The organism is Bradyrhizobium sp. MI1.10 (genome assembly GCF_055811035.1).
Window position 1 is genome coordinate 128,499 of the sequence record NZ_JBVVPN010000006.1, and the last position, 21,814, is coordinate 150,312.

Annotated in this window: 22 protein-coding genes; 17 read left to right on the forward strand and 5 right to left on the reverse strand. The window is 64.9% G+C overall.

Annotated features, from left to right (window positions below):
• Positions 1–34 precede the first annotated feature (34 nt).
• The 10 genes from AC0L3K_RS08770 to aat all read left to right on the forward strand — a co-directional run bounded on the left by AC0L3K_RS08770 (position 35) and on the right by aat (position 9,983).
• Positions 35–1,438: a M48 family metalloprotease gene (locus tag AC0L3K_RS08770; protein WP_007591606.1), complete on the forward strand. Its 1,404-nt coding sequence runs from the start codon at positions 35–37 to the stop codon at positions 1,436–1,438.
• A gap of 108 nt (positions 1,439–1,546) precedes the next feature.
• A complete protein-coding gene (locus AC0L3K_RS08775) occupies positions 1,547–2,314 on the forward strand; it encodes a DsbA family protein (RefSeq protein WP_219682596.1) in 768 nt (255 codons plus the stop codon).
• Positions 2,315–2,562: 248 nt separating this feature from the next.
• Positions 2,563–3,438, forward strand: a complete 876-nt coding sequence (locus AC0L3K_RS08780; RefSeq protein WP_007591608.1) for a DUF1236 domain-containing protein — start codon at positions 2,563–2,565, stop codon at positions 3,436–3,438.
• Positions 3,439–3,666: 228 nt separating this feature from the next.
• Positions 3,667–4,134: a type II 3-dehydroquinate dehydratase gene (aroQ, locus tag AC0L3K_RS08785; protein ID WP_007591609.1), complete on the forward strand. Its 468-nt coding sequence runs from the start codon at positions 3,667–3,669 to the stop codon at positions 4,132–4,134.
• 37 nt (positions 4,135–4,171) lie between these two features.
• Positions 4,172–4,660 (forward strand): acetyl-CoA carboxylase biotin carboxyl carrier protein, encoded by a 489-nt coding sequence (gene accB / locus AC0L3K_RS08790; protein ID WP_007591611.1) that lies wholly within the window; start codon positions 4,172–4,174, stop codon positions 4,658–4,660.
• Positions 4,661–4,720: 60 nt separating this feature from the next.
• Positions 4,721–6,079, forward strand: a complete 1,359-nt coding sequence (gene accC / locus AC0L3K_RS08795; RefSeq protein ID WP_007591613.1) for an acetyl-CoA carboxylase biotin carboxylase subunit — start codon at positions 4,721–4,723, stop codon at positions 6,077–6,079.
• A gap of 105 nt (positions 6,080–6,184) precedes the next feature.
• The gene (locus tag AC0L3K_RS08800) at positions 6,185–7,702 is read left to right on the forward strand and encodes a sensor histidine kinase (RefSeq protein WP_219682595.1); all 1,518 of its coding nucleotides are present in this window, start codon (positions 6,185–6,187) and stop codon (positions 7,700–7,702) included.
• Positions 7,699–8,139, forward strand: a complete 441-nt coding sequence (locus AC0L3K_RS08805) for a response regulator (protein WP_007591617.1) — start codon at positions 7,699–7,701, stop codon at positions 8,137–8,139. The genes AC0L3K_RS08800 and AC0L3K_RS08805 overlap by 4 nt, the downstream gene beginning before the upstream one ends.
• Positions 8,136–9,251 (forward strand): sensor histidine kinase, encoded by a 1,116-nt coding sequence (locus AC0L3K_RS08810; protein ID WP_219682594.1) that lies wholly within the window; start codon positions 8,136–8,138, stop codon positions 9,249–9,251. Before AC0L3K_RS08805 ends, AC0L3K_RS08810 begins: the two co-directional genes overlap by 4 nt.
• 51 nt (positions 9,252–9,302) lie before the next feature.
• Positions 9,303–9,983: a leucyl/phenylalanyl-tRNA--protein transferase gene (gene aat / locus AC0L3K_RS08815; protein WP_026232743.1), complete on the forward strand. Its 681-nt coding sequence runs from the start codon at positions 9,303–9,305 to the stop codon at positions 9,981–9,983.
• 34 nt (positions 9,984–10,017) lie between these two features.
• Here the strand turns inward: aat and AC0L3K_RS08820 are convergent, their stop codons facing one another.
• Complete coding sequence (locus AC0L3K_RS08820; RefSeq protein ID WP_473365771.1) at positions 10,018–11,067, reverse strand: DUF2155 domain-containing protein; 1,050 nt, start codon at positions 11,065–11,067, stop codon at positions 10,018–10,020.
• A gap of 206 nt (positions 11,068–11,273) precedes the next feature.
• On the opposite strand from AC0L3K_RS08820, the gene AC0L3K_RS08825 reads away from it, so the two are divergent.
• The gene (locus tag AC0L3K_RS08825) at positions 11,274–12,221 is read left to right on the forward strand and encodes an alpha/beta hydrolase (RefSeq protein WP_219682592.1); all 948 of its coding nucleotides are present in this window, start codon (positions 11,274–11,276) and stop codon (positions 12,219–12,221) included.
• Between the two features lie 12 nt (positions 12,222–12,233).
• Entirely contained in the window at positions 12,234–13,250 is a 1,017-nt protein-coding gene (locus AC0L3K_RS08830; RefSeq protein WP_219682591.1) for a bile acid:sodium symporter family protein, read from the forward strand.
• A gap of 78 nt (positions 13,251–13,328) precedes the next feature.
• On the opposite strand, the gene AC0L3K_RS08835 is transcribed toward AC0L3K_RS08830, so the two are convergent.
• Positions 13,329–13,505 carry a hypothetical protein gene (locus AC0L3K_RS08835; RefSeq protein WP_007591624.1) on the reverse strand — a complete coding sequence of 59 codons (177 nt, stop codon included), beginning with the start codon at positions 13,503–13,505 and terminating at the stop codon, positions 13,329–13,331.
• Positions 13,506–13,669: 164 nt separating this feature from the next.
• Positions 13,670–14,611, reverse strand: coding sequence for a GlxA family transcriptional regulator (locus AC0L3K_RS08840; protein WP_473365772.1), 942 nt, complete (start codon positions 14,609–14,611; stop codon positions 13,670–13,672).
• Positions 14,612–14,702: 91 nt separating this feature from the next.
• On the opposite strand from AC0L3K_RS08840, the gene AC0L3K_RS08845 reads away from it, so the two are divergent.
• Positions 14,703–15,389 carry a DJ-1/PfpI family protein gene (locus AC0L3K_RS08845; protein ID WP_219682589.1) on the forward strand — a complete coding sequence of 229 codons (687 nt, stop codon included), beginning with the start codon at positions 14,703–14,705 and terminating at the stop codon, positions 15,387–15,389.
• Positions 15,390–15,882: 493 nt separating this feature from the next.
• On the opposite strand, the gene AC0L3K_RS08850 is transcribed toward AC0L3K_RS08845, so the two are convergent.
• Positions 15,883–16,290 (reverse strand): NADH:ubiquinone oxidoreductase subunit NDUFA12, encoded by a 408-nt coding sequence (locus AC0L3K_RS08850; protein WP_007591635.1) that lies wholly within the window; start codon positions 16,288–16,290, stop codon positions 15,883–15,885.
• 247 nt (positions 16,291–16,537) lie between these two features.
• Between AC0L3K_RS08850 and AC0L3K_RS08855 the strand changes: the two genes are divergently transcribed.
• The 3 genes from AC0L3K_RS08855 (at position 16,538) to AC0L3K_RS08865 (ending at position 20,126) form a co-directional block, all read left to right on the forward strand.
• Positions 16,538–17,215 carry a BA14K family protein gene (locus AC0L3K_RS08855; protein ID WP_219682588.1) on the forward strand — a complete coding sequence of 226 codons (678 nt, stop codon included), beginning with the start codon at positions 16,538–16,540 and terminating at the stop codon, positions 17,213–17,215.
• A 239-nt stretch (positions 17,216–17,454) separates the two neighbouring features.
• On the forward strand, positions 17,455–17,877 hold the full coding sequence (locus AC0L3K_RS08860) for a response regulator (protein ID WP_007591637.1): 423 nt from the start codon (positions 17,455–17,457) through the stop codon (positions 17,875–17,877).
• Positions 17,874–20,126, forward strand: a complete 2,253-nt coding sequence (locus AC0L3K_RS08865) for a CHASE3 domain-containing protein (protein ID WP_473365773.1) — start codon at positions 17,874–17,876, stop codon at positions 20,124–20,126. The genes AC0L3K_RS08860 and AC0L3K_RS08865 overlap by 4 nt, the downstream gene beginning before the upstream one ends.
• Here the strand turns inward: AC0L3K_RS08865 and AC0L3K_RS08870 are convergent.
• Complete coding sequence (locus AC0L3K_RS08870; RefSeq protein WP_219683932.1) at positions 20,123–21,058, reverse strand: arginase family protein; 936 nt, start codon at positions 21,056–21,058, stop codon at positions 20,123–20,125. The two genes, AC0L3K_RS08865 and AC0L3K_RS08870, sit on opposite strands and share 4 nt — an antisense overlap.
• 337 nt (positions 21,059–21,395) lie before the next feature.
• On the opposite strand from AC0L3K_RS08870, the gene AC0L3K_RS08875 reads away from it, so the two are divergent.
• Entirely contained in the window at positions 21,396–21,623 is a 228-nt protein-coding gene (locus tag AC0L3K_RS08875) for a hypothetical protein (protein WP_007591641.1), read from the forward strand.
• Positions 21,624–21,814: the final 191 nt, after the last annotated feature.

Genomic DNA, 21,814 nt, shown 5'->3' on the forward strand with positions numbered 1-21,814 from the left:
CCTGCTGACAAGACCGTTTGACCCAGACCGCTTGATGTTGTTCCAGATCGCATTGCGCAAGAAGGCCACCGCCCTCATCTCCCTCCTCGCGGCGGCTGCGATCGCGCTGACGCCGTTCTCGGCCGCGCATGCGCAGGCCAAGGGGCCGCCGGTCCTGCGCGACACCGAGACCGAGCAGCTGCTGCGCGAATACACCCGCCCGATCCTGCGCGTCGCCGGTCTGGAGAAGCAGAACATCCAGATGGTGATCGTCAACGAGGGCTCGTTCAACGCGTTCGTCGCCGACGGCCGCCGCATCTTCGTCAATTACGGCGCGATCCTCCAGTCGGAGACGCCGAACCAGATCATCGGCGTGCTCGCGCACGAGACCGGGCATCTGGCCGGCGGCCATCTGTCCAAGCTGCGCGAGCAGCTCGCCAATGCCCAGACCCAGATGATCATCGCCATGCTGCTCGGCGCCGGCGCGATGGCCGTGGGCAGCACCCGCGGCAGCGGCAGCGCCGGCAACAATGGCCTTGCCAATGCGGGAGCCGCCGCCCTCGCCGGCCCGCAGGAGATGATCCGCCGTACGTTGCTGTCCTACCAGCGGCAGCAGGAGGAGAACGCCGATCGCGCCGGCGTGAAATTCCTGACGGCGACCCAGCAGTCGCCGAAGGGCATGTACGAGACCTTCAAGCGCTTCACCAGCGAGAGCCTGTTCGCAGCACGGGGCGCCGATCCCTATCTCCAGTCGCACCCGATGCCCGCCGAGCGCGTCGCTTCACTGCAGGAGTTCGCCAGCGCCAGCCCCTATTGGGACAAGAAGGACGATCCCGCGCTTCAGCTGCGCCACGACATGGTGCGCGCCAAGATCTCCGCCTTCATGGAACGGCCGGAGACGGTGTACCGCCGCTATCCCCTGACCAACGACAGCCTGCCGGCGCGCTACGCCCGCGCCATCAGCACCTATTTGCATGGGGATTTGCGCAGCGCGCTCACCCAGATTGACGCGCTGATCCAGGTCCAGCCCAACAATGCGTATTTTTACGAGGTGCGCGGCCAGGCCCTGCTGGAGGGCGGCAAGCCGGCCGAGGCGATTCCGGCCCTGCGCAAGGCTGTTGCACTTTCGAACAACGCGCCCCTCATCGAGATGTTACTTGGGCAGGCTCTGGTTGGGTCCGATAATAAGGCCTACACCGATGACGCCGTTCGGATTCTCCGGGCCGCGGTGGCACGGGAACCGGAGGCCGTGCTCGGCTACATGCAGCTCGCGATGGCCTATGGCCGGAAGGGCGACTATGCCGAGGCCGATCTGGCGTCGGCGCAGGCCGCTTATCTGCGCGGCGACAACAAGACCGCCCGCGAGCTTGCGACGCGCGCGAAAACCCGTTTCGCCGTCGGCACACCCGGATGGGTCAAGGCCGACGACATCGTGGCGTCGAAACCGCCGCGCAACTGACCAGAACGACGCCTTACGCCACGACGCCTTACGAAACGACGTCACGACACCGAGCTTAAGTCCGCCGGGACGTTTTCCGAAACCTGCTTTGGATAAGAGGATTTGCCTATGCCTTCGCTGCGCCTGCTTGCTCCCGCGCTGTTTGCGCTCGCCATGTTCGGCGCAGCCGTGCCCGCGTCGGCCGACAGCTTCTCCGATGCCCAGCGCACGGATATCGAGGCGATCGTCAAGAACTATCTCGTCACCCATCCCGAGGTGCTCGAGGAAGCGATGACCGAGCTCACCAAGCGCCAGGCCGCGGCTGAGACGCAGAAGCACGAAGCCAGCGTCGCCCAGAATTCCGATGCGATCTTCAATTCGCCGCGCCAGGTCGTGCTCGGCAACAAGGACGGCGACGTCACCTTCGTCGAGTTCTTCGACTACAATTGCGGCTACTGCAAGCGCGCGATGGGCGACATGCTCGACCTCATGAAGGCCGATCCGAAGCTGAAGGTGGTGCTGAAGGAGTTTCCGGTGCTGAGCCAGGGCTCGGTCGAAGCAGCCCAGGTCGCCGTCGCGGTGCGCATGCAAGATCCCTCCGGCAAGAAGTATCTCGATTTCCACCAGAAGCTGCTCGGCGGTCGTGGGGCGGCCGACAAGGCGCGCGCACTTCAGGCGGCCAAGGAAGCCGGCCTCGACGTCGCGAAGATCGAGAAGGACATCGGCAGCGCCGAGGTACGCACCACCATCGAGGAGAACTTCAAACTCGCCGAAGCGATGGGGATGAACGGCACGCCGAGCTATGTCATCGGCAGGCAGATCGTTGTCGGCGCCGTCGGTGTCGAAAGCCTGAAGGAAAAGATCGCTGTGGCCCGCTGCGGCAAAGCGACTTGCTAATTAGCCGACTTGTTAACAAGGCGACCTGCTGACAAGGCGACTTGCTGATAAGCGATCTGCTCTACAACTCACGCATGCAAAAGGCCGGCTGAAACGCCGGCCTTTTCATTGCGCCGAAATCTGGCGCGCGCATTCATCTGGCATTCAACAAACAAAAGCCCCGGAACCACCGAAGTTCCGGAACAACTCAAATCTCCTTTCGTTGTCGGCGCGGGCAATGACGCAATTGAACACGTGAGGAGAATTCCATGTCTAACCGCTTTATGATCTCGGTTGCCACACTCGCGCTCGTCGCGGGCACCGGTCTGGCGAACGCACAGGGCACCATGAACCGCGACAGCGGTGGCGGCGCCGGTGGTGCGCAGATGCAGCATTCGCAGCCTTCCGGCGGCGCCGCCGAACGCGGCGGCTCGATGGGTAAGGAATCCGCCCATGAGAAGGGCACCGTCGGCCAGGCTGGTGGCTCCAGCAGCATGAAATCCGGCACGTCCGCCGAGGACAAATCCTCCGGCGCGACCAAGGACGAGCACTCCGGCCGCGAGATGAACAAGAACGCGGCTGAGGACAAGTCCGGCGCTACCAAGGGCCAGCGCACCGACGAACGCGCGCAGGGTCAGCAGGACAAGTCCAAGAGCATGAGTCAAGACACGAGCAAGGACTCGAGCAAGACCGGCGCCAAGGACCAGAAGGACATGAAGGCTGAGGGCGCCAAGAGCGGCACCAGCAGCACCAACAATGCCGAGAACCAGAAGGGTACCGAGACGCGCACCAACCAGAACGCTCAGGGCCAGACCGGCACCAGCACCAACCAGAATGCGCAGGGTCAGAGCAGCACCAACACGACGGTCGGTCAGGCCGGCGCGGGCGCCAAGCTCTCGACCGAGCAACGCACGCAGATCACCTCGGTGATCCGCGAGGAGCATGTGCGTCCGGTGACGAACGTGAACTTCTCGATCTCGGTCGGCACTCGCATTCCGCGCGAGGGCGTCGAGCTGCACACCCTGCCGTCCCGTGTCGTGACGATCTATCCGGAATGGCGGACCTATCGCTACGTCCTGGTCAAGGACGAGATCGTGATCGTCAATCCGGACACCTATGAGATCGTGGCTGTCCTGAACACGTAAGACGATACCCGGCAACCATCGGGGGCGGGCAGCAATGCCCGCCCCTTTGCCGTTCGGCCGGCAGCCATGCTTCGGACTGGTTAACAAGCAATTTCCGTAGCTTGCGCACAGATTTTTGCACCCCGGATGAGGCATCTGAAGCCACCTCGGAGGTCCTTCAAGGCTTCCCCTCACGCGCTTTGTTACCTATAACCCCCGCCACGCCGAAGCACCTCTTGCGGGATTGGAATGGCCGAACCAGCAACCGACACGATCCTTGTCCTGAACGGGCCGAACCTCAACATGTTGGGGACGCGCGAGCCCGAGAAGTACGGGCATGCGTCGCTGGCCGACGTTGAGGCGCTGTGCCGGGAGACGGCGGCCACGTTCGGCCTCAAGGCCGACTGCCGGCAATCCAACCGCGAAGGCGAGCTGATCGACTTCATCCACGAGGCACACGCCCGCAAGATGAAGGGCATCATCATCAATGCCGGCGGCTATTCGCACACATCGATCGCGCTGCACGACGCGCTCCTCGCGGTGCAGATCCCGACGGTCGAAGTGCACGTCACCAACATTCACGCCCGCGAGAATTTCCGTCATCACTCCTACACCGCGCGCGCGGCCTTCGCCTCGCTCTGCGGTTTCGGCATCGAGGGCTACCGCCTTGCCATTCAGGGCCTTGCCGCCAAGCTCGGCATCAAGCCCAAAGCCTGACGCTCCCCCTTCACACAGAACATTCGGATCAAACAACATGGCGCGCCAGCCAGACGACAAAGCAGCCGCAAAGTTTTCCAGCGAGGATTCCGCCCTCGTCCGCGAGCTCGCCTTGCTGCTCGATGAGACCAGCCTCACCGAAATCGAGATCGAGCGTGCCGGCCTGCGCCTGCGCGTCGCCCGCAACATCAGCGTCGCCGCGACCATGCCGATGCAGATGGCGGCCGCTCCCGCTGCCCTCCCGGCGGCCGCAGCTGCCGCCGCGCCTGCCGCTGCCGACCTGTCGAAGCATCCCGGCGCCGTGACCTCGCCGATGGTCGGCACCGCCTATTGGGCGCCGGAGCCCGGCGCCAAGCCGTTCATCGAGGTCGGCAGCAAGGTCTCGGTCGGCCAGACGCTATTGATCATCGAAGCCATGAAGACCATGAACCAGATCCCCTCGCCGCGCGCCGGCACGGTGACGCAGATCGTGATCGAGGACGGTCAGCCGGTCGAGTACGGCGAGCCGCTCGTGATTATTGAGTGACGGTCGAGGGCGACCTCATCGCCCTCGCCGCTTTCCGCGCGTCAGTCCAATAAGGACACCATGTTCGACAAGATCCTCATAGCCAATCGCGGCGAGATCGCCCTTCGCATCCTCAGGGCCTGCAAGGAGCTCGGGATTGCGACCGTCGCCGTGCACTCCACCGCCGACGCCGATGCCATGCATGTGCGCCTGTCGGACGAGAGCGTGTGCATCGGACCGCCGGCGTCCAAGGACAGCTATCTCAACGTCCCCGCGCTGCTCGCGGCCTGCGAGATCACCGGTGCCGATGCCGTGCATCCCGGCTACGGCTTCCTGTCGGAGAACGCGCGCTTCGCCGAAATCCTCGCCGAGCATAATCTGCATTTCATCGGCCCGAAGGCCGAGCACATCCGCCTGATGGGCGACAAGATCGAGGCCAAGAGGACGGCCAAGAAGCTCGGCATTCCCGTGGTGCCCGGCTCCGACGGAGGGGTCGGCCCCAACGACGACGCGATGGCGATCGCCAGGAAGATCGGCTTCCCCGTGCTGGTCAAGGCCGCGGCAGGCGGCGGCGGTCGCGGCATGAAGGTGGCCGAGAGCGAGGCCGATCTTCAGGTCGCGCTGTCGACGGCGGCCAACGAGGCCAAATCCGCCTTCGGCGATGCCTCTGTCTACCTCGAGAAATATCTGCAGAAGCCGCGTCACATCGAGATTCAGATCCTCGGCGACGGCCGCGGCGGCGCGATCCACCTTGGCGAGCGCGACTGCTCGCTGCAGCGACGCCACCAGAAGGTCTGGGAGGAAGGCCCCTCGCCCGTGCTGACCGCGGCTGCACGCGCCAAGATCGGCGAGACCTGCGCCAAGGCGATGCGCGAGATGAAATATCTCGGCGTCGGCACGATTGAATTCCTGTTCGAGGACGGCGAGTTCTACTTCATCGAGATGAACACGCGCATCCAGGTCGAGCATCCCGTCACCGAGAGCATCACCGACATCGACCTCGTGCTGGAGCAAATCCGCATCGCCGCCGGCGGCGACCTGCCGGCGAAGCAGGAAGAGGTCCAGGTCATCGGCCACGCGATCGAGTGCCGCATCAACGCCGAGAATCCGGAGACCTTTCGTCCTTCGCCCGGCCGTATCACGCAATATCACCCGCCCGGCGGGCTCGGTGTGCGGATCGATTCCGCGGTCTATCAGGGCTACACGATCCCGCCTTATTACGACTCGCTCGTCGGCAAGCTGATCGTGCACGGCAAGACCCGCGGCGAGTGCCTGATGCGGCTGCGCCGGGCGCTGGACGAGATGGTGGTCGAGGGCATTGAGACCACCCTGCCGCTGTTCCGCGCTCTGGTGCGCGAAGACGACATCATTAACGGCGACTATCACATCCACTGGCTGGAACAATATCTTGCCGGCAAGGCGGAACCCGCCCCGAAGTAGCCGTCCCTGCCTATGGAACCCTTTGGCCCCAATCGCGTTTGGCACGATGGGGACAGTTCCGAGGGGGCGTTTTGAAGTCCGCAATCCTGATCGAGCGAGACCGTCGTGATCGCTGACGCGCAGCGACGGCGTACATTCTGGCAGATCCTGCTGTTCGCAGCGGGACTGCTGGTGCTGACCGTGATCAGCGCCGGCTCCGTCTACCTCGTCAACAAGGCGAGAGACGACAGCAAATGGGTGATTCACACCATCGAGGCGGAGAACCAGATCAACGCGCTCCTGCTGGAAATCCGCCGCGCCGAGAGCACCGCCCGGGGCTACCTTCTGACACAAGGCGAGGATTTCAAGGTCGACCATGCCAAGGCCGTGGCAGCGATCATCCCGGCTCTCGACAGGCTCACGCGCCTGATCGGCGACAATCCGGAGCAACGCCAAAACATCGAGAAGCTGAGCGCGGCGATCGAGACCAGGCTCGGCCAGTTCGTGCAGGAGATGGATTTCATCCGGAGGGGCGAGCCGGAGAAGGCCGCAGCGCTGGTCCGCGAGATCGCCTCCACGGACACAACGGCCGCGATCGCCAATGTCGCGACCGGGATGATCCAGGAAGAAGAACGGCTGTTCCGGCTCCGAACGGTCAATTCGGACCACAGCCAGACCCTGGCCGCGTCGATGACCGGCATCGGCTCCGGCCTCGTCGTGCTGCTGGCCCTGATCTCGATCTGGCTGGTACGGCGCTCGGCCCTTGCCCGCGACGATGCCGAGGGACGCCTGCGCGATGCCAATGTCAATCTGGAGGCCGTGGTCGACGAACGCACGGGCGATCTGCGCGAAGCCAACAACGAGATCCAGCGCTTTGCCTATATCGTCAGCCACGATCTGCGCTCGCCACTCGTCAACATCATGGGCTTCACCAGCGAGCTCGAAGAGCTCGGCGGCGACATTTTCCGCCGTATCGGCAGCCTCACCCATGTCCCGGCCGACGGGCCGCCGTTGCCGGACGGCGAGATCGCACTCGAAGGTCCGGACAAGCAGCTGTCAGAGGATTTTTCCGAAGCGCTGGGCTTCATCAAGTCGTCGATCGCCAAGATGGACCGCCTGATCTCGGCGATCCTCAATCTCACCCGCGAGGGCCGGCGCGAGTTCCAGCCGCAGAAGATCGACACGCGCGAGCTGATCGAAGCCATCGTGTCGACGCTGGCGCATCAGGCCGCCGAGGCGCAGGCGGACATCCATGTCGCGCCGCTGCCGGATCTCGTCAGCGACCGCCTGGCGCTGGAGCAGATCTTCTCCAATCTGATCGACAACGCCATCAAATATCTCAAGCCCGGCGTCGCCGGCGAGATCAGAATTCGCGGGCGCACCAAGCTCGGCTACGCTATCTTCGAGATCAGCGATAACGGCCGCGGCATCGACCCCAAGGACCACCAGCGGATCTTCGACCTGTTTCGCCGCGCCGGAACCCAGGACAAGCCCGGTCAGGGCATCGGTCTTGCGCATGTGCGTGCACTTGTGCGTCGCCTCGGCGGCACCATGTCGGTATCATCGGAACTGAATACGGGCAGTACCTTCACCATCACGCTGCCCATCACCTGGAACGCCAGCAACCGGAACGCGGATCAATGACCCAACCCGTCAGCATCATCATGATCGAGGACGACGAAGGACACGCGCGGCTGATCGAGCGGAACATCCGTAGGTCCGGCGTCAACAACGAGATCATCTCCTTTGCCAACGGCACGGACGCGATGAAACATCTGTTCGGCCCCGATGGCAGCGGGCTCGTGCAGAAGGGCAATGCGCTCCTGATCCTGCTCGATCTCAACCTCCCTGACATGACCGGGATCGACATTCTGAAGCAGATCAAGGAGAACAAATATCTGAAGGCCTCGCCCGTGGTGGTGCTGACCACCACCGACGATTCCCAGGAAATCAAACGCTGCTACGAGCTCGGCTGCAACGTCTACATCACCAAGCCCGTGAACTACGAGAATTTCGCCAATGCCATCCGGCAGCTCGGCTTGTTCTTCTCGGTCATCCAGGTCCCGCCCGCCGCCTCATGAACCAGCGCATGCCCACATTGCTCTACATCGACGACGACGGGGCGCTTGCGCGCCTGGTCGATCGCGGCCTGACACGGCGCGGCTACAAGGTCGTTCACGCCGCGAGCGGCGAGGAAGGCCTCGAGCTCATCCGCCGCGCGGGTGCGCAGGACAGCATTGACGGCGGCATCGACGTCGTGGCGCTCGATCAGTACATGCCAGGCCTCGACGGACTGGAGACGCTGGAGCAGATCATGGCGATCCCAGGCGCGCCGCCGGTGGTGTTCGTCACGGCGTCGCAGGATTCCAGCATTGCGGTGACGGCGCTGAAGGCGGGCGCGGCCGATTATCTCGTCAAGGACGTCAAGGGCGACTTCATCCCCCTGCTTCACGTCGCGGCCGAGGGCGCGCTGCGCCAGGCCGAATTGCAGAAGGCGCGCGAGGAAGCCGAAGCCGAGATCCATGCCTCGCGCGACCGCTACGCTGCTCTTGCAGCCGAACGCGAACTGCTGCTGCGCGAGGTCAACCACCGCGTCGGCAACTCGCTGCAGATCATCGCCTCCCTGCTGCACCTGCAGGCCAGCTCCGCCGCGCAGGACGAGGTCAAGGCTGCGTTGACCAATGCGATGGGCCGCGTCGCCGCGGTCGCGCAGGTGCACCGCCGCCTCTACACCTCGCAGGACCTGAAGAGCGTGGTCCTGAACCAGTATCTGGACTCGCTGCTCGAGGATCTCAGGCGGTCGGCCGAGGGCAACCGGATGTCGCGCCTGACGCTGAAGGCCGAACCGATCGAGATCGATCCGGACCGTGCGGTCGCCGTCGGCATCATCGTCAACGAGCTGGTGATGAACGCGGTGAAATACGCCTACCCTGACGGCGCCGGCCCGATCCATGTCGAGCTGACCTCGCAGGGCGACGATCTCCTGCTGTCGATCAGCGACGATGGCGTCGGCGACAACGTCAAGGCCGATCCGCGCTCCACCGGCATGGGCCAGCGCATCGTCGCAGCCATGGCCAGCAAGCTCGACGCTTCGGTCGAGCGCGACCCCACCCATTCCGGAACCCGAATCATGTTGAGGTTCCGCCGTGTCCCGGCTGCCGCCGACAAGCCGGCTGCTGCCGCAGCGAACTGATCCGCTCCCGCCCATCGCAACCGCATTGCGATCCTGCTATTGTCGCGAGCCATGACTTCGCGCGACTCTGCCCCATCTGAAATCACGCCAGCCGTGCTGCTGCGCGCCTATGCCTGCGGCATCTTTCCGATGGCCGAAAGCGCCGATGATCCGACCCTGTTCTGGGTCGAGCCCGAGTTGCGCGGCGTCATCCCACTCGACGGATTTCGCGTGGCCTCGCGGCTCGCGCGCACCGTGCGTTCGGATTCATTTCGTGTGACCGTCAATACCGCCTTCAAGGCCACGATCGCCGGCTGCGCCGCGCCGCAGGCCGGGCGGGAGGACACCTGGATCAACAAGCGCATCCGCGACCTCTATGGCGGGCTGTACGAGCTCGGCCATTGCCACAGCGTCGAGGCCTGGCAGGGCGAAGACCTCGTCGGCGGGCTCTACGGCGTCAGCCTGGGCCGGGCTTTTTTCGGCGAGAGCATGTTCCACACCGCGCGCGATGCCTCCAAGGTCGCGCTGGTGCATCTGGTCGCGCGGCTCATCCATGGCGGCTTCGAGCTGCTCGACACCCAGTACGTCACCGAGCACCTGAAGAGTTTCGGCGCGGCCGAGATTTCGCGGCGGCGCTACACCGCGCTGCTCGACAAGGCGCTCGCGGGCGAGCCCGGCGATTTCCTGAGGCTCTCCGCCGGTGAAGCGATCCCGGGTGCACGCGCGCTCGAGATCATCGCCGCGCGGCAATAATCAGCAATTGCCTGCCAAACCCGGGGCGATTGGCCTAGCGGCCAAACCCGGGGATACCGAACAGACCCGGCCGCTGCTCGGGCGGCGGAGGTGGCGGCGGCGGCGGTGCCGGCTGCTGCTGCTGGATCGGCGGCAATTGCTGCGGCGGACGCTGCTGCACCTGCTTGGGCGCGGCCTTCTTCTGCGCGGGCGGCGGCGGTGCTGCCGGCTTGGTGCCGGGATCCGGTGCCGCGGTCGCAATCGTTTGCTGCGGCTCTTTGCAGTCGGTGAGCCAGATATCGTAGATCGGGTGCTCGACGCCGTGCAGGCCCGGACTTGCCGCGTACATCCAGCCCGAAAAGATGCGCTTCACCTCACCCTGCAAGGTGATCTCGTCAACCTCGACGAAGGCGTCGGTGTTGGCGGCCTCGGTCGCCGGCCGCGTGTAGCAGGCGTCGGTTTTGACGCGCAGCGCACCGAACTGCACCGTCTCGCCAATCTCCTCGTCGAAATTGATGATGCGCCCGGTGATCTTGTCGAGGCCGGAGAAGGTCGCTTTCTTGTTCACGATCTTCTGGGCCGGCGGCTCGGTGACGACCTCGTCGCCCGGCTGAAGGCTCGCCGGCGTCTGCGGGACGGCGCCGCCCGGCCCGCCCTTCTGCTGGGGCTGGCGTTGACCGGGCGCACCCGGGGCGCCTTGCGGATTGGTCGGAGCGACCGCGACGGGCGGCGGCTGGTTTGGCGGAGCGGCGCTAGAACCGGGCGGCGGCGCCAGAGGCTGGGTCTCGACAGGCCCCGGCATCACATTGCCCTGCCGACCCGGCGGCGGCGCCATCGGACGCGATGGCAGCACACGGCCCTGCGGCGGCAGCTCCGGCACCTCTTCGTCGTCATCGGGAATCTGCGGCTGCGGCTGGGGCTGGCCACGCGGAATGTTACCGGGCGGCCGCAGCGGCGGCGGATCGGAGAAGATCGTGCCGATCTGCGCCTGCGCCGGCGTCGCAGCCGTCAGTGCGGTGGCGGCCAGAAGCGCCGCAAGACCTGTCAGAGTAAATGTTCGAAACATCTCGCGCGGCTTCAACAGCGAATCGGGCTTGCTGGACATTCTACAGGGGATACCGCCGCTCGCAGGCCATCCGGTTAACACGGCGAATACGGCGGGGGAAGGGCGGCACCCCTGCCCTTCCCGGCCCGGTCTGGCCAGATCGGCCCCCGGATGGGATAGTCGAGCACTCCTCCCAGGGGTCAGGCGGGCATCGCCCCCGAAAACGACGTCCAACGAACAATCAGAAACCCGCAAGGTCGCTTCCCATGCCCGTTGTGCTCGATCCCGATGCCGCCGCCGTCTACAAGGCCTTCCAGGAGGCCGGCCGGCCCGCCTACGAGAGCCTGACCGCGCCGGAAGCGCGGGCCTATTACGCGCAGGCGCGCTTTGCGACCAATCCCGAGCCACCGGACCTCGCACGCATCACGCCGCTGTCGATCCCGGCACCGCACGGCGCCATTCCCGCACGCCTCTATGTTCCGAAAGAGCCGCGCCGGCATGATGGCTTGTCCCCAGCGCTGGTGTTCTTCCACGGCGGCGGCTGGGTGATCGGCGATCTCGACTCCCATGACGTCGTCTGCCGCCAGCTCGCCGACGCCGGCGCGCTGATCGTGATCTCGGTGGACTACCGCCTCGCGCCCGAGCACAAATTTCCCGCCGCCATCGATGACGCGATCGCCGCGACCAAATGGGTCGCCGCCAACGCGCGCGAACTCGGCATCGACGCCTCCCGGCTTTCGATCGGTGGCGACAGCGCCGGCGGCAATCTCGCCGCAGTCGTCGCGCTCGCCGCGCGCGATGGCAACGGTCCCGCCATCGCGGGCCAGTTGCTGATCTACCCGGCGACCGATTTCGCGATGACGCACGGCTCCCACAGCGAGCCCGAGACCAGCGTGCTGCTGACGCATTCGGTGATCCGCTGGTTCCGCGACCATTATCTCAACGGCGCCGCCGATATCCACGACTGGCGCGCCTCGCCGGCACGGGCGACGAACCTGGCCGGCCTGCCGCCGGCCTATGTGCTCACCGCCGGTGCCGATCCCCTGCGCGACGAAGGCAACGAATATGCCGAGCGGCTGAGGCAAGCGGGCGTGCCCGTGGCTACCAAGTATTATCCCGGCCAGTTCCACGGCTTCTTCACCATGGGAAAATTGCTGCGAGAGGCCAATGTCGCCGTGAGCGAGATCGGCACGTGGCTGAAAGGATTGGGCTGAGACGCCGCTCCCATGCCGCCCGTTCTTCAAAGCATATTCGCCCTCCCCCTGCGCGGGCTGACATGGCTTGGCGGCCAGGGCACCCGCGCGGTGGCGGCCGTCGTGTTCATTGCGCTCGCGGTGCCGCCGCTCGGGGCGTTGCTGCGCCCCTTCGTCACCGAGGCGATCTTCGTTCTGCTCTGCATCTCCTTCATGCGGGTCGATCTCGCCGCACTCTACAGTCATCTGCGTCGGCCGGCGCTGGTCGCGACCGCGAGCGCCTGGACCATGATCGGCGTGCCTGTGATCGTCGGATTGATCGTCCATGTCACCGGGCTCACGGCGCGCGCGCCCGACCTTGCCCTGGCATTGATGCTGCAGAGCATGGCCTCGCCGATGATGGCCGCGCCGGCGCTGGCCGCGCTGATGGGCCTCGACGCCACGCTGGTGCTGGTCACGCTGGTGAGCGCGACCGCGCTGGTGCCGTTCACGGCATCGCTGTTCGCAAGCCTGTTCCTCGACGGCATGCTCAGCATCTCGCCGCCTGCGCTGGGCTTGAAGCTGCTCGGCATCCTCGCAGCATCGCTGCTCGCGGCGACCGTGATCCGGCAGGTCTTCGGCGCGGCCGCGATCCAGCGTCACAGGCAGCCGATCGACGGCTTCAACATCGTCATCCTGCTGGTCTTCGCGACCGCGATCATGGGCGACGTCGCGAGCGATCTCGTCGCCCGGCCGGTCTCCACCATCGGCTTCGCCGCGCTCGCCTTCGCGATTTATTTCACGCTGCTCGCCGTCACCACGCTGCTGTTCCGCCGCATCGGCTACGAGCGCGCGCTGGCGCTCGGGCTGATGGTGTCACAGCGCAATCTGGGCCTGATGCTCGCCGCGACCGCCGGCGCGCTGCCGCCCACCACCTGGCTCTATTTCGCGATGACGCAGTTTCCCATTCACCTGGCGCCCTACATGCTGATGCCGATCGCGCGGCGCTTGACGGCGCGCGCACAGGCCTCGGGCGCCGCGGCAACCGGCGGCAAGGCCGCATCGGGCTGAATCAACACGCAAGTCTTGCCAACACGCAAGTCATGCCCGCTCTGCCGTCGCGAACCGCTGGTGACCAGGCGAATGTCGTCACGCAGGACGCCAATGTCCCTTGTGAATGTCGAACTTCACGGCGCCTTCGTCACGCATCTTCAACAGGAGCGATTGACAGTCGTCCTGGTTCTTGATGTTCACGCGCTTCATGACTTCGAAAGTCTTCAGGGGCTTTTCGCGAAGGGCAATCAGAATCTTTTCTCGATCAGTCATTGGAGTTCCTTGCATCGGTATCGGCGACGGTACGTGTTGTAGACATCGTCTACAACGGGTGCATTCGCTTGACGAGGTCCGTTCCGGGCCAAAAGGCGGAATGCCGCGCAATATGCAAGTCTGCTCACCCGCTAGAGCGGGCTCTCCAACTCGATCAATTCTCCCTACCCGGCCCTTGCCGCGCGCCGCAGCGCTTGCGGCGGCTGACCGAAGGCGCGGATAAAGGCACGACGCATGCGCTCGGGATCGCGGAAGCCGGTCGCCTCCGCGACGAGCTCGATCGCCTCGCGCGAGGACTGCACGCGCTCGCGCGCGACCTCGATGCGCAAGCGCTCGATGGCCTTCGAGGGCGTCGTGCCGGTCTCGGCGGCAAAGGCGCGGGCAAAATGCCGCGCGCTCATGCCGGAGCGGTCGGCGAGATCTTCCACCGTCAAGCGGGCGTCGAGGTTCTCGCGCGCCCAGGACAGCAGCGCACCGAAGCGGCCGTTCGGCGTCTTCAGTTCCAGAAGTGACGAGAACTGCGACTGGCCGCCGCTGCGGCGGTGGTAGAGCACGAGCTGCCGCGCGACCTGTTGCGCGATCTCTTCGCCATCGTCCTCGGTCACCATCGCGAGTGCGAGGTCGATGCCGGCGGTGATGCCTGCCGACGTCCACACATTGCCATCGCGCGTGAAAATCTGGTCCGGCTCGAACTTCACCTTGGGATAGCGCGCGACGAAATCCCGCGTGCGTCCCCAATGCGTGGTGGCGCGACGGCCGTCGAGCAGACCCGCTTCGGCCAGCACATAGGCGCCCGAGCAGACGCTGGCGACCCGCACGCCGCGCCGCGCCAGCCGCTGCACGAAGGCACGCGTGACCTCGCAGCGCGCGGCATCCGTCACCCCCGCGCCTCCCGCCACGACCAGCGTCGTGATCGCATTCGCCGACTTGAAATCGCGCGCCATCATCTCCACGCCGGACGAGCTGCGCACGGGCCCCGCGTTCACCGCCAGCACCCGGATTCCGGTCGTCGTCTTGCCCGTGCAGCGCGCCGCGATCTCGAACACCGAGATCGGGCCGGCCGCATCGAGCAACTGGAAGTCCGGGAAGATCAGGATGCCGATCATGGTCATGTCCGAAAGCGAGGGAAATACGCCATTTTGGATGGAAGGGCATCATGAGAGGCTGCTTCCGTCAAGCTCATAATTGGAGGCTCGCATGTCGTCCCCGCTCCAGATCGGTCTCTTGGTGTTTCCGCGCGTCACCCAGCTCGACTTCACCGGCCCGTTGCAGGTGTTCTCGTCTCTGCCGGGCGCGAAGCTGCATCTGATCTGGAAACGGATCGAGCCGGTGCCGAGCGATACCGTGCTGACGCTGACACCGACCATGACGTTCGCCGGTTGCCCGCAGCTCGATGTGATCTGCGTGCCCGGCGGCCGCGGCACCGACGATCTGCTCAATGACGAGGAGGTGCTCAATTTCCTGCGCAGGCAGGCCGAAGGCGCCAAGTATGTCACCTCAGTCTGCACGGGATCGCTGGCGCTCGGCGCTGCCGGCCTCCTGAAGGGCTACCGCGCCGCCACGCATTGGAGCGCGATGGAGATGCTGGGCCAGTTCGGCGCGACGCCGACCAAGACGCGCGTCTGCATCGACCGCAATCGCGTTACGGGCGGCGGTGTCACCGCCGGAATCGATTTCGCGCTGACGCTGGTGTCGATCCTGGTCGACCGCACGACGGCGGAAGCGATCCAACTCGGGATCGAATACAATCCGGCGCCTCCGTTCAATTCCGGTTCGCCGGATACTGCGTCAGCCGACGTGCTGGAGCAGGTCAAGCAACGGATCGCGCCGAACCAGGTCCGCCGTCTCGAAGCCGTCCAACGGGCGGCGGAACGGGTGATGTAGTTGCTCGCGTGTCCCGGACGCGGCGCGGCACGCAGTGACGCTCCGCAGAGCCGGGACCCAGGAAGCCACGCGGGTGCTGATGCATGGGCCCCGGCTCTGCAGCGCATCGCTGGAGAAGCGCTGCGCTGCGTCCGGGGCACGAGACATCCACAAGCCCCAACAGAAAAAGGCCGCCCGGTTTCCCGAGCGGCCTTTCCTGTCTTACGGCGGCTGCACATTTCATCGGGCGATTTCGGAGCTTCCAGACCGGGGGCCTATCTCCCGATCGAGTCCTGGTCGGCGGCCGCTGCATTTCGGGACAGTCGCGAACTGTTGCCCGAACCGAACGCGATGGTCTCCCATCTCCGTAAGATGCGATCATTGAGCCGCATCGCTCGCGTGGCTGCAATCAGCGCGCGGGACTCATCCCCGCTGTTCCCGTTGTCCACAGCAAAGCGAGGCGGATGCGGGCGCATCCACTTCCACGACAAGAATTGAGACCGGGATCAGACGCCTAGCTGGGCGTCCAGGGCTGATAGTCGCCGGTCGCCTTCGGCCGCTTGCCGCTGGCGAGCGTCGAGCCCGAGGGACGATAGGCGTTCGCCGTGCCGGTGAGGTTGGGCTGGTGCGGCTTTTCCCACTCGCGCGGCTGGTAATTGTCCTGTGTCGGCGGCACGTCGACGGTGTGATGCATCCAGCCGTGCCAGGACGGCGGGATACGGCTGGCCTCGGCATAGCCGTTATAGACCACCCAGCGCCGCTCGAAGCCGAGCGTCGGGTCGATCACCCCGCCACGGGTGCGATAATAGAGGTTGCCCTGCTCGTCCTGGCCGACCAGCTCGCCGTAGCGCTTGGTCCAGAGTTGGGTGCCAAACGTCTGGCCATTCCACCAGGTGAAAAACTTGAGGAAGAACTGTTTCATGCGGCAAGGGCCCTGCTTCGTCGGGTCCTGATGCCATCCGGACGGCGAAATGTCCAGTTCGGCGCGGGCGGCGGTGCCCCGCTGTAGATGCGGTCTACCGGCACGGAACGCTGCCGCAAATCGGACGCGATCCGTTCATGCCGGATACAGCGTCGCCATGAAAACTTTTCGTCGCACGCAAACCCCCGTGATCCCAGGAACTCCGGCCCTTTCATGGGGTTTGCTTCCGGGAAAAGGAGTTTTGATCATGAAAAGTCTGAAAGTCTTGAGCGCGGCTGCGGCAGTGGCGCTGGTTCTCCCGTTGGCGACGCCGAGCTTTGCCCAAAGTCGGGCCGCAGCGGTTGGAGGCGGAGCACACTTTGGCGGCGGCGGCGGAGGTGGCGGTGCCCACTTCGGCGGCGGCGGCGCTCACTTCGGTGGTGGCGGGGCTCACTTTGGTGGTGGCGGCGCCCGCATGGGCGGCGGCAATTTCGGCGGCGCGCGGATCGGCGGCGGCGGTGGCAATTTCGCCGCCGGCGCAGCGGTACGTCCCGGCGGTGGCAGCTTCGTAGGCGGCATGGCTAGCCGACAGGCCTTCTCGCCGTCCTACAGCGGGACACGCAGCGTCGCGACTGCGGGCAACTGGCAGGGCGGTAGCGGCAATTGGAGTGGTCGTCACTGGCATCACCGTCACGGCGGCGGCTTCTGGCCCGGCTTCGCAACGGGTGCTGCGATCGGCGGACTCGGCTCCTACGCCTATTACGGCGGCGGGTATTATGACGATCCCTACTACTATGGCGACAGCTACTATGACGAACCGTCAGTGGCAGTCGTGCCCGATAGCGGTGGCGATTCCGCGGGCTACTGCGCGCAGCGCTACAAGTCCTACGATCCGGCGTCGGGCACCTATCTCGGCTATGACGGCCAGCGTCATCCCTGCCCGTAACACGACCTGCAGCACTTGAAGAAGAAGGCGTCGCAGCGATGCGGCGCTTTTTTCATTCAGGCACGTCACCTGTGTCGCTCGCCTCGTATTCGTCATCGGCGATGCCGCGCACAATCGATGCGAGTGGACCTCTATTCACCGCACCGTGCATATCCACCCTTATCCAATCCCAAATTGACCCGACGCGCGATTCACCTGTATCAACTTGGCTGTGGGGACTTCGATGACTGGGAAGTGTCATGCCGCGCATTCTCGTGGTTGATGACGATCCGATGGTCGGCGCGACCATCGAGGTCCTCCTCCAACGTCAGGGCTTCGACGTCACGTTGACTGACGGCGGAGAAACGGGTTTGGCTGCGCTCGAAACTCAGAATTTCGACGTGATGCTGGTCGACATCTTCATGCCGCACATGCGCGGCTTCGAGTCCATTCGCATCTTTCACGAGCGCGCGCCGGCGGTTCCGCTGATCGCGATGTCCGGCTACGCCTTCGCGTCGTCCGCCTCGCCCTCTCCCGACTTCCTCCGGATGGCGCTGGAGCTCGGCGCGACCCGCTGCCTGCGCAAGCCGTTCACGCCGGACGCGCTGCTGACCACGATCCGGGAATGCATCGCCGAGCCGGGCGATGGCTCACAGCCGAAGGACAAGAAAGAGGCCCCTTGATCCCAACGCAGCGCGTCATTCTCGGTGCTGGACTTGCCATCCTCCTGATCATCACCGCAGCCTCGATCGGCCTCGACGTCAAGTCACGGTCCGATGCGGCCTGGGTCAATCATACAGTCGAGGTGCTGAAGAAGATCTCCGACCTGCGCGTGCTGATGCGCAGTGCCGAGAGCGCCGCACGCGGCTACGAGATCTATCGCAACTCGAGCTTCAGCGAAGAATTCCAGGCGGTGCACGCCCGGATCGCACCGGCACTCGCCGATCTCAAGCGCAGCGTGCGCGACACTCCCGAACATGTCGCGCTGCTCGAGGGCACCGAGCCGCTGGCGCTGCGCCGGATTGAGATCGCCGCCGAAGTGATGCGCCTGCGCGCCGGAAACGATCAGGCCGGGATTGCCGCGGTCCAGGGCAAGGGCGAGGGCCGTGGCCTCATGGACACGGTGATGGGCAATTTCGATCATTTGAGCGCAGAGGAAGAACGACTGCTCGCGGCGCGCTCCCAGGATTCGCGCCGCACCGGCATCGTGCTGCTCGGCATCGACGTCGCCGGCGCGCTGGTGATCCTGCTGCTGGTCGTGATGATGATGCGTGAGAGCCGGCGCACCGAGGGCGCACTCAAGAGCACGCTATTGGAGACTACGGCCGCCAAGCAGCAGCTCGAGGCCGCAGTGGCCGAGCGCACCGAGCATCTGGTCACCGCGCATGACGAGCTGCGCTTGTCGGTCAACGTACTCCAGAGCACGTTTCACAGCATGGCGGAGGCGGTGCTGGTCATCGATGCCGAAGGCAATGTCCTTCTGTCCAATCCCGCCGCGGAGCGCATGCTGCTGCACCGGACCGGCATGAACCTGCGCAATCTGCGCGCGCTGTCCAGCGTGTTTCACGGCGACGGCGTCACCCCGCTCAAGCCCGACGAGCTGCCGTCGGCACGCGTGCTGCGCGGCGAGCCGTTCGAGAATATGGAGATGATCGTCCGCCCGCACAGCGGCAATCCTTCCCGCCATCTCATGATCAGCGGCCGGCCGATGCTGGACGGGCAAGGCAACGTCTCCGGCGCGGTGCTGGTTTATCACGACGCGACCACGTCGCGCGAGACCGAGCGGCAATTGTACCAGTCACAGAAGCTGGATGCGATCGGCAAGCTCACCGGCGGCGTCGCGCACGACTTCAACAACATGCTGACCGTGATCTCCGGCAATACCGAGACGCTGGTGGCAAGCCTGAAGCAGCAGCCCGAGCTCCAGCGCGTGGCGCGCCTGATCGACGAGGCCGCCGAACGCTGCGCCGAGCTGATCCAGCATCTGCTCGCCTTTGCGCGCAGGCAGCCGCTGCAGCCGCGCAACGTCGAGATCAACGGCGCGGTCGCGGATATCGCGAAACTGCTGCGCCCCACTCTCGGCGAGCAGATCGAGATCGAGACCGTGCTCGAACAGGGGCAGATGACCGCGCACATCGATCCGTCCCGCCTCACCAATGCTCTGCTCAACATGGCAATCAACGCCCGCGACGCCATGCCGAACGGCGGCAAGCTGCTACTCGAGGCCCACCGCGTCGTGCTCGACCAGGCCTATGCGCAAAACAATCCCGACGTGCGGCCCGGCCCTTACGTGATGCTCGCCGTCAGCGACACCGGCACCGGCATGCCGGCCGAGGTGCAGCAGCAGGCGTTCGAGCCGTTCTTCACCACCAAGGAGGTCGGCAAGGGAAGCGGCCTCGGCCTCTCCATGGTCTACGGCTTCGTCAAGCAGTCCGGCGGCCACATCAAGATCTACAGCGAGGAAGGCCACGGCACCACGATCAAGCTCTATCTGCCGCCGGGCGAAGGCATGGCCGAGGTTGCCCCCACCACGACTCCGCAGGCGGAAGGCGGCGCCGAGACCATTTTCGTGGTCGAGGATGATCCGCTGGTGCGCAACTTCGTCACCGTGCAGCTCCAGAGCCTCGGCTACCGGACCGTCGCCGCGCCCGACAGCAAGGCCGCGCTGGAATTGATCCAGGCCGGCCAGCCGTTCGACCTGCTGTTCACCGACGTCGTCATCCCCGGCGGCATGAGCGGGCGCGCGCTCGCGGACAAGGTGGCGACGATCCGCCCCGGCGTGAAGGTGCTCTACACCTCCGGCTACACCGACAACGCCATCGTCCACCATGGCAAGCTCGACGACGGCGTCATGCTCCTGACAAAACCCTACCGCCGCAACCAGCTCGCCGAGATGATCCGGAAGGCGCTCGGAAACATGCCGGTCGGCTAGCGCTTCTGCTTGGCGACACATCCAATGGCGTTGCAGATGATCCGCGCTGCGCAGATCGCCCCAATATTCTGCAGATCACGCTCCGGCACCAATTCGACCAGATCGAGACCGACAATTCTGGCCTTCGAGGCGACGCCCGCGATCAGGTCTATGACGTCGAAATAGGACAGGCCGCCAGGCTGCGGCAGAAGCACACCCGGAATGACGGACGGATCCAGGCCGTCGCAGTCGATCGTGATCAGGCAATTCGCGTTTTCCTCGATGGCACTCAGGACGACATGAACGCCCCGGCTTTTGACCTCTCGTGCTGTAAAAATCCTGGAGCCCCAATTCCGCGCGCAACTGAGCTCCTGCGAGCCCGAGCCGCCGATACCCCGTAAACCAACCTGCACAATGCGTTCGACCCAAGGCAACTCGCTGGCGCGCCGCATCGTACTGGAAAAAGTATGTGCTGAGCCGTCGCGCCGGTCCTTCCAATCCAGATGCGCGTCGATCTGCAGGATGGTCAGCTTGCCCATGTCTTCGAACGCCCCGAAGAACGGTATGGGCACTGAATCATCTCCGCCCAGCAGCATGGGTACCGCGCCGGACCTCAGGATCTTTTTGGTGGCCGTCCTGATTGCATTCCGGTTTTGCTCGGGGGCATCGGGTGACGTGGCAAGATCGCCGCCATCAACGACCCGGATTTGCTCCGGGTCGAGCAGGATTCCGTCCTGGTCGAAATCCCACCTGGCAAGGTCGGTCTGGTAAACGCGCAACGCATTGCGAATGGCCGCTGGGCCGTTCGCGGCATGGCTCGTCCTGCCCTTCAAATGCGGCGTGGCATCCGCAGCTCCGAAGATGACAATGTCGGCTTCGCCAAGAGTCAGCGGAACAGGCAGAGCAAGGTCGCACGCCGCGACGCCGAGGAATGTATTGCGCTCGCTCGCCATAACCGTCTCGATAGGGGCACTCAGTCCGGGCGACAGAGCTAATCCGCAACGCTTGGACCAGTTCCTGACTTGCTCTTGGCCTGACGCCGAGCCGAACGGTCGAAGCCGCTCTCGCCTAGGACGTGACCTCGTAAACGTCGGGCTTACCAAGGCAAAGCGGAAGCTCCCACCTTGGGCGTGATCCGCGGCTTGTGACCACAGCGGACTCTCGCGCGTCGAGCTGCCCCTGAAGGCGTGGACGAGTCGGCGGGCCGCTTTCTTCTGGAACCAAATTAAATTGATTTAATTTAGTTATTGTGATTTAATTTTTGGGCTTACCTCTGGACGGAGAAAACGCATGCCGGATCAGGACGACCGTCGCGAGTTCTTAAAAACCTGCGGAAGGTTCGCGGCGGTGACGCCTCCAGCCATCACCCTACTCCTGTCGACATCCCTCACATCGGATGCAATCGCGAAGTCGGGCGCAGGCGCGGTCCACCACGACCATCACCATCACGGTAACAACGGCTGGGGCAACGGCGGCGGAGACGGCAGCCCCAACGGCAAGGACGATAGAGGCCGCTGAGACGACGACACACGGCCTCCGGAAGGAGACACAATGCAGCCCAGGCGCCGCGACGTAGATTGGCATTTCGCCAGCTTCGTTGTTTCGATGATCTGGCTGGCGGTCGTTGCTGCCGCTCTTCTTGCAGTGCTCTTCCGAGGGCACCCTTGAGGAGTTATGAAGTACATTTTCATCGCGGTCGGCTGCTGGCT

Coding starts and splice junctions, on each gene's coding strand:
- AC0L3K_RS08770 (WP_007591606.1), top strand. CDS start 35: ATGTTGTTCCAGATCGCATTGCGCAAGAAGGCCACCGCCCTCATCTCC.
- AC0L3K_RS08775 (WP_219682596.1), top strand. CDS start 1,547: ATGCCTTCGCTGCGCCTGCTTGCTCCCGCGCTGTTTGCGCTCGCCATG.
- AC0L3K_RS08780 (WP_007591608.1), top strand. CDS start 2,563: ATGTCTAACCGCTTTATGATCTCGGTTGCCACACTCGCGCTCGTCGCG.
- aroQ (WP_007591609.1), top strand. CDS start 3,667: ATGGCCGAACCAGCAACCGACACGATCCTTGTCCTGAACGGGCCGAAC.
- accB (WP_007591611.1), top strand. CDS start 4,172: ATGGCGCGCCAGCCAGACGACAAAGCAGCCGCAAAGTTTTCCAGCGAG.
- accC (WP_007591613.1), top strand. CDS start 4,721: ATGTTCGACAAGATCCTCATAGCCAATCGCGGCGAGATCGCCCTTCGC.
- AC0L3K_RS08805 (WP_007591617.1), top strand. CDS start 7,699: ATGACCCAACCCGTCAGCATCATCATGATCGAGGACGACGAAGGACAC.
- AC0L3K_RS08810 (WP_219682594.1), top strand. CDS start 8,136: ATGAACCAGCGCATGCCCACATTGCTCTACATCGACGACGACGGGGCG.
- aat (WP_026232743.1), top strand. CDS start 9,303: ATGACTTCGCGCGACTCTGCCCCATCTGAAATCACGCCAGCCGTGCTG.
- AC0L3K_RS08820 (WP_473365771.1), bottom strand. CDS start 11,067: ATGTCCAGCAAGCCCGATTCGCTGTTGAAGCCGCGCGAGATGTTTCGA.
- AC0L3K_RS08825 (WP_219682592.1), top strand. CDS start 11,274: ATGCCCGTTGTGCTCGATCCCGATGCCGCCGCCGTCTACAAGGCCTTC.
- AC0L3K_RS08830 (WP_219682591.1), top strand. CDS start 12,234: ATGCCGCCCGTTCTTCAAAGCATATTCGCCCTCCCCCTGCGCGGGCTG.
- AC0L3K_RS08835 (WP_007591624.1), bottom strand. CDS start 13,505: ATGACTGATCGAGAAAAGATTCTGATTGCCCTTCGCGAAAAGCCCCTG.
- AC0L3K_RS08840 (WP_473365772.1), bottom strand. CDS start 14,611: ATGATCGGCATCCTGATCTTCCCGGACTTCCAGTTGCTCGATGCGGCC.
- AC0L3K_RS08845 (WP_219682589.1), top strand. CDS start 14,703: ATGTCGTCCCCGCTCCAGATCGGTCTCTTGGTGTTTCCGCGCGTCACC.
- AC0L3K_RS08850 (WP_007591635.1), bottom strand. CDS start 16,290: ATGAAACAGTTCTTCCTCAAGTTTTTCACCTGGTGGAATGGCCAGACG.
- AC0L3K_RS08855 (WP_219682588.1), top strand. CDS start 16,538: ATGAAAAGTCTGAAAGTCTTGAGCGCGGCTGCGGCAGTGGCGCTGGTT.
- AC0L3K_RS08860 (WP_007591637.1), top strand. CDS start 17,455: ATGCCGCGCATTCTCGTGGTTGATGACGATCCGATGGTCGGCGCGACC.
- AC0L3K_RS08870 (WP_219683932.1), bottom strand. CDS start 21,058: ATGGCGAGCGAGCGCAATACATTCCTCGGCGTCGCGGCGTGCGACCTT.
- AC0L3K_RS08875 (WP_007591641.1), top strand. CDS start 21,396: ATGCCGGATCAGGACGACCGTCGCGAGTTCTTAAAAACCTGCGGAAGG.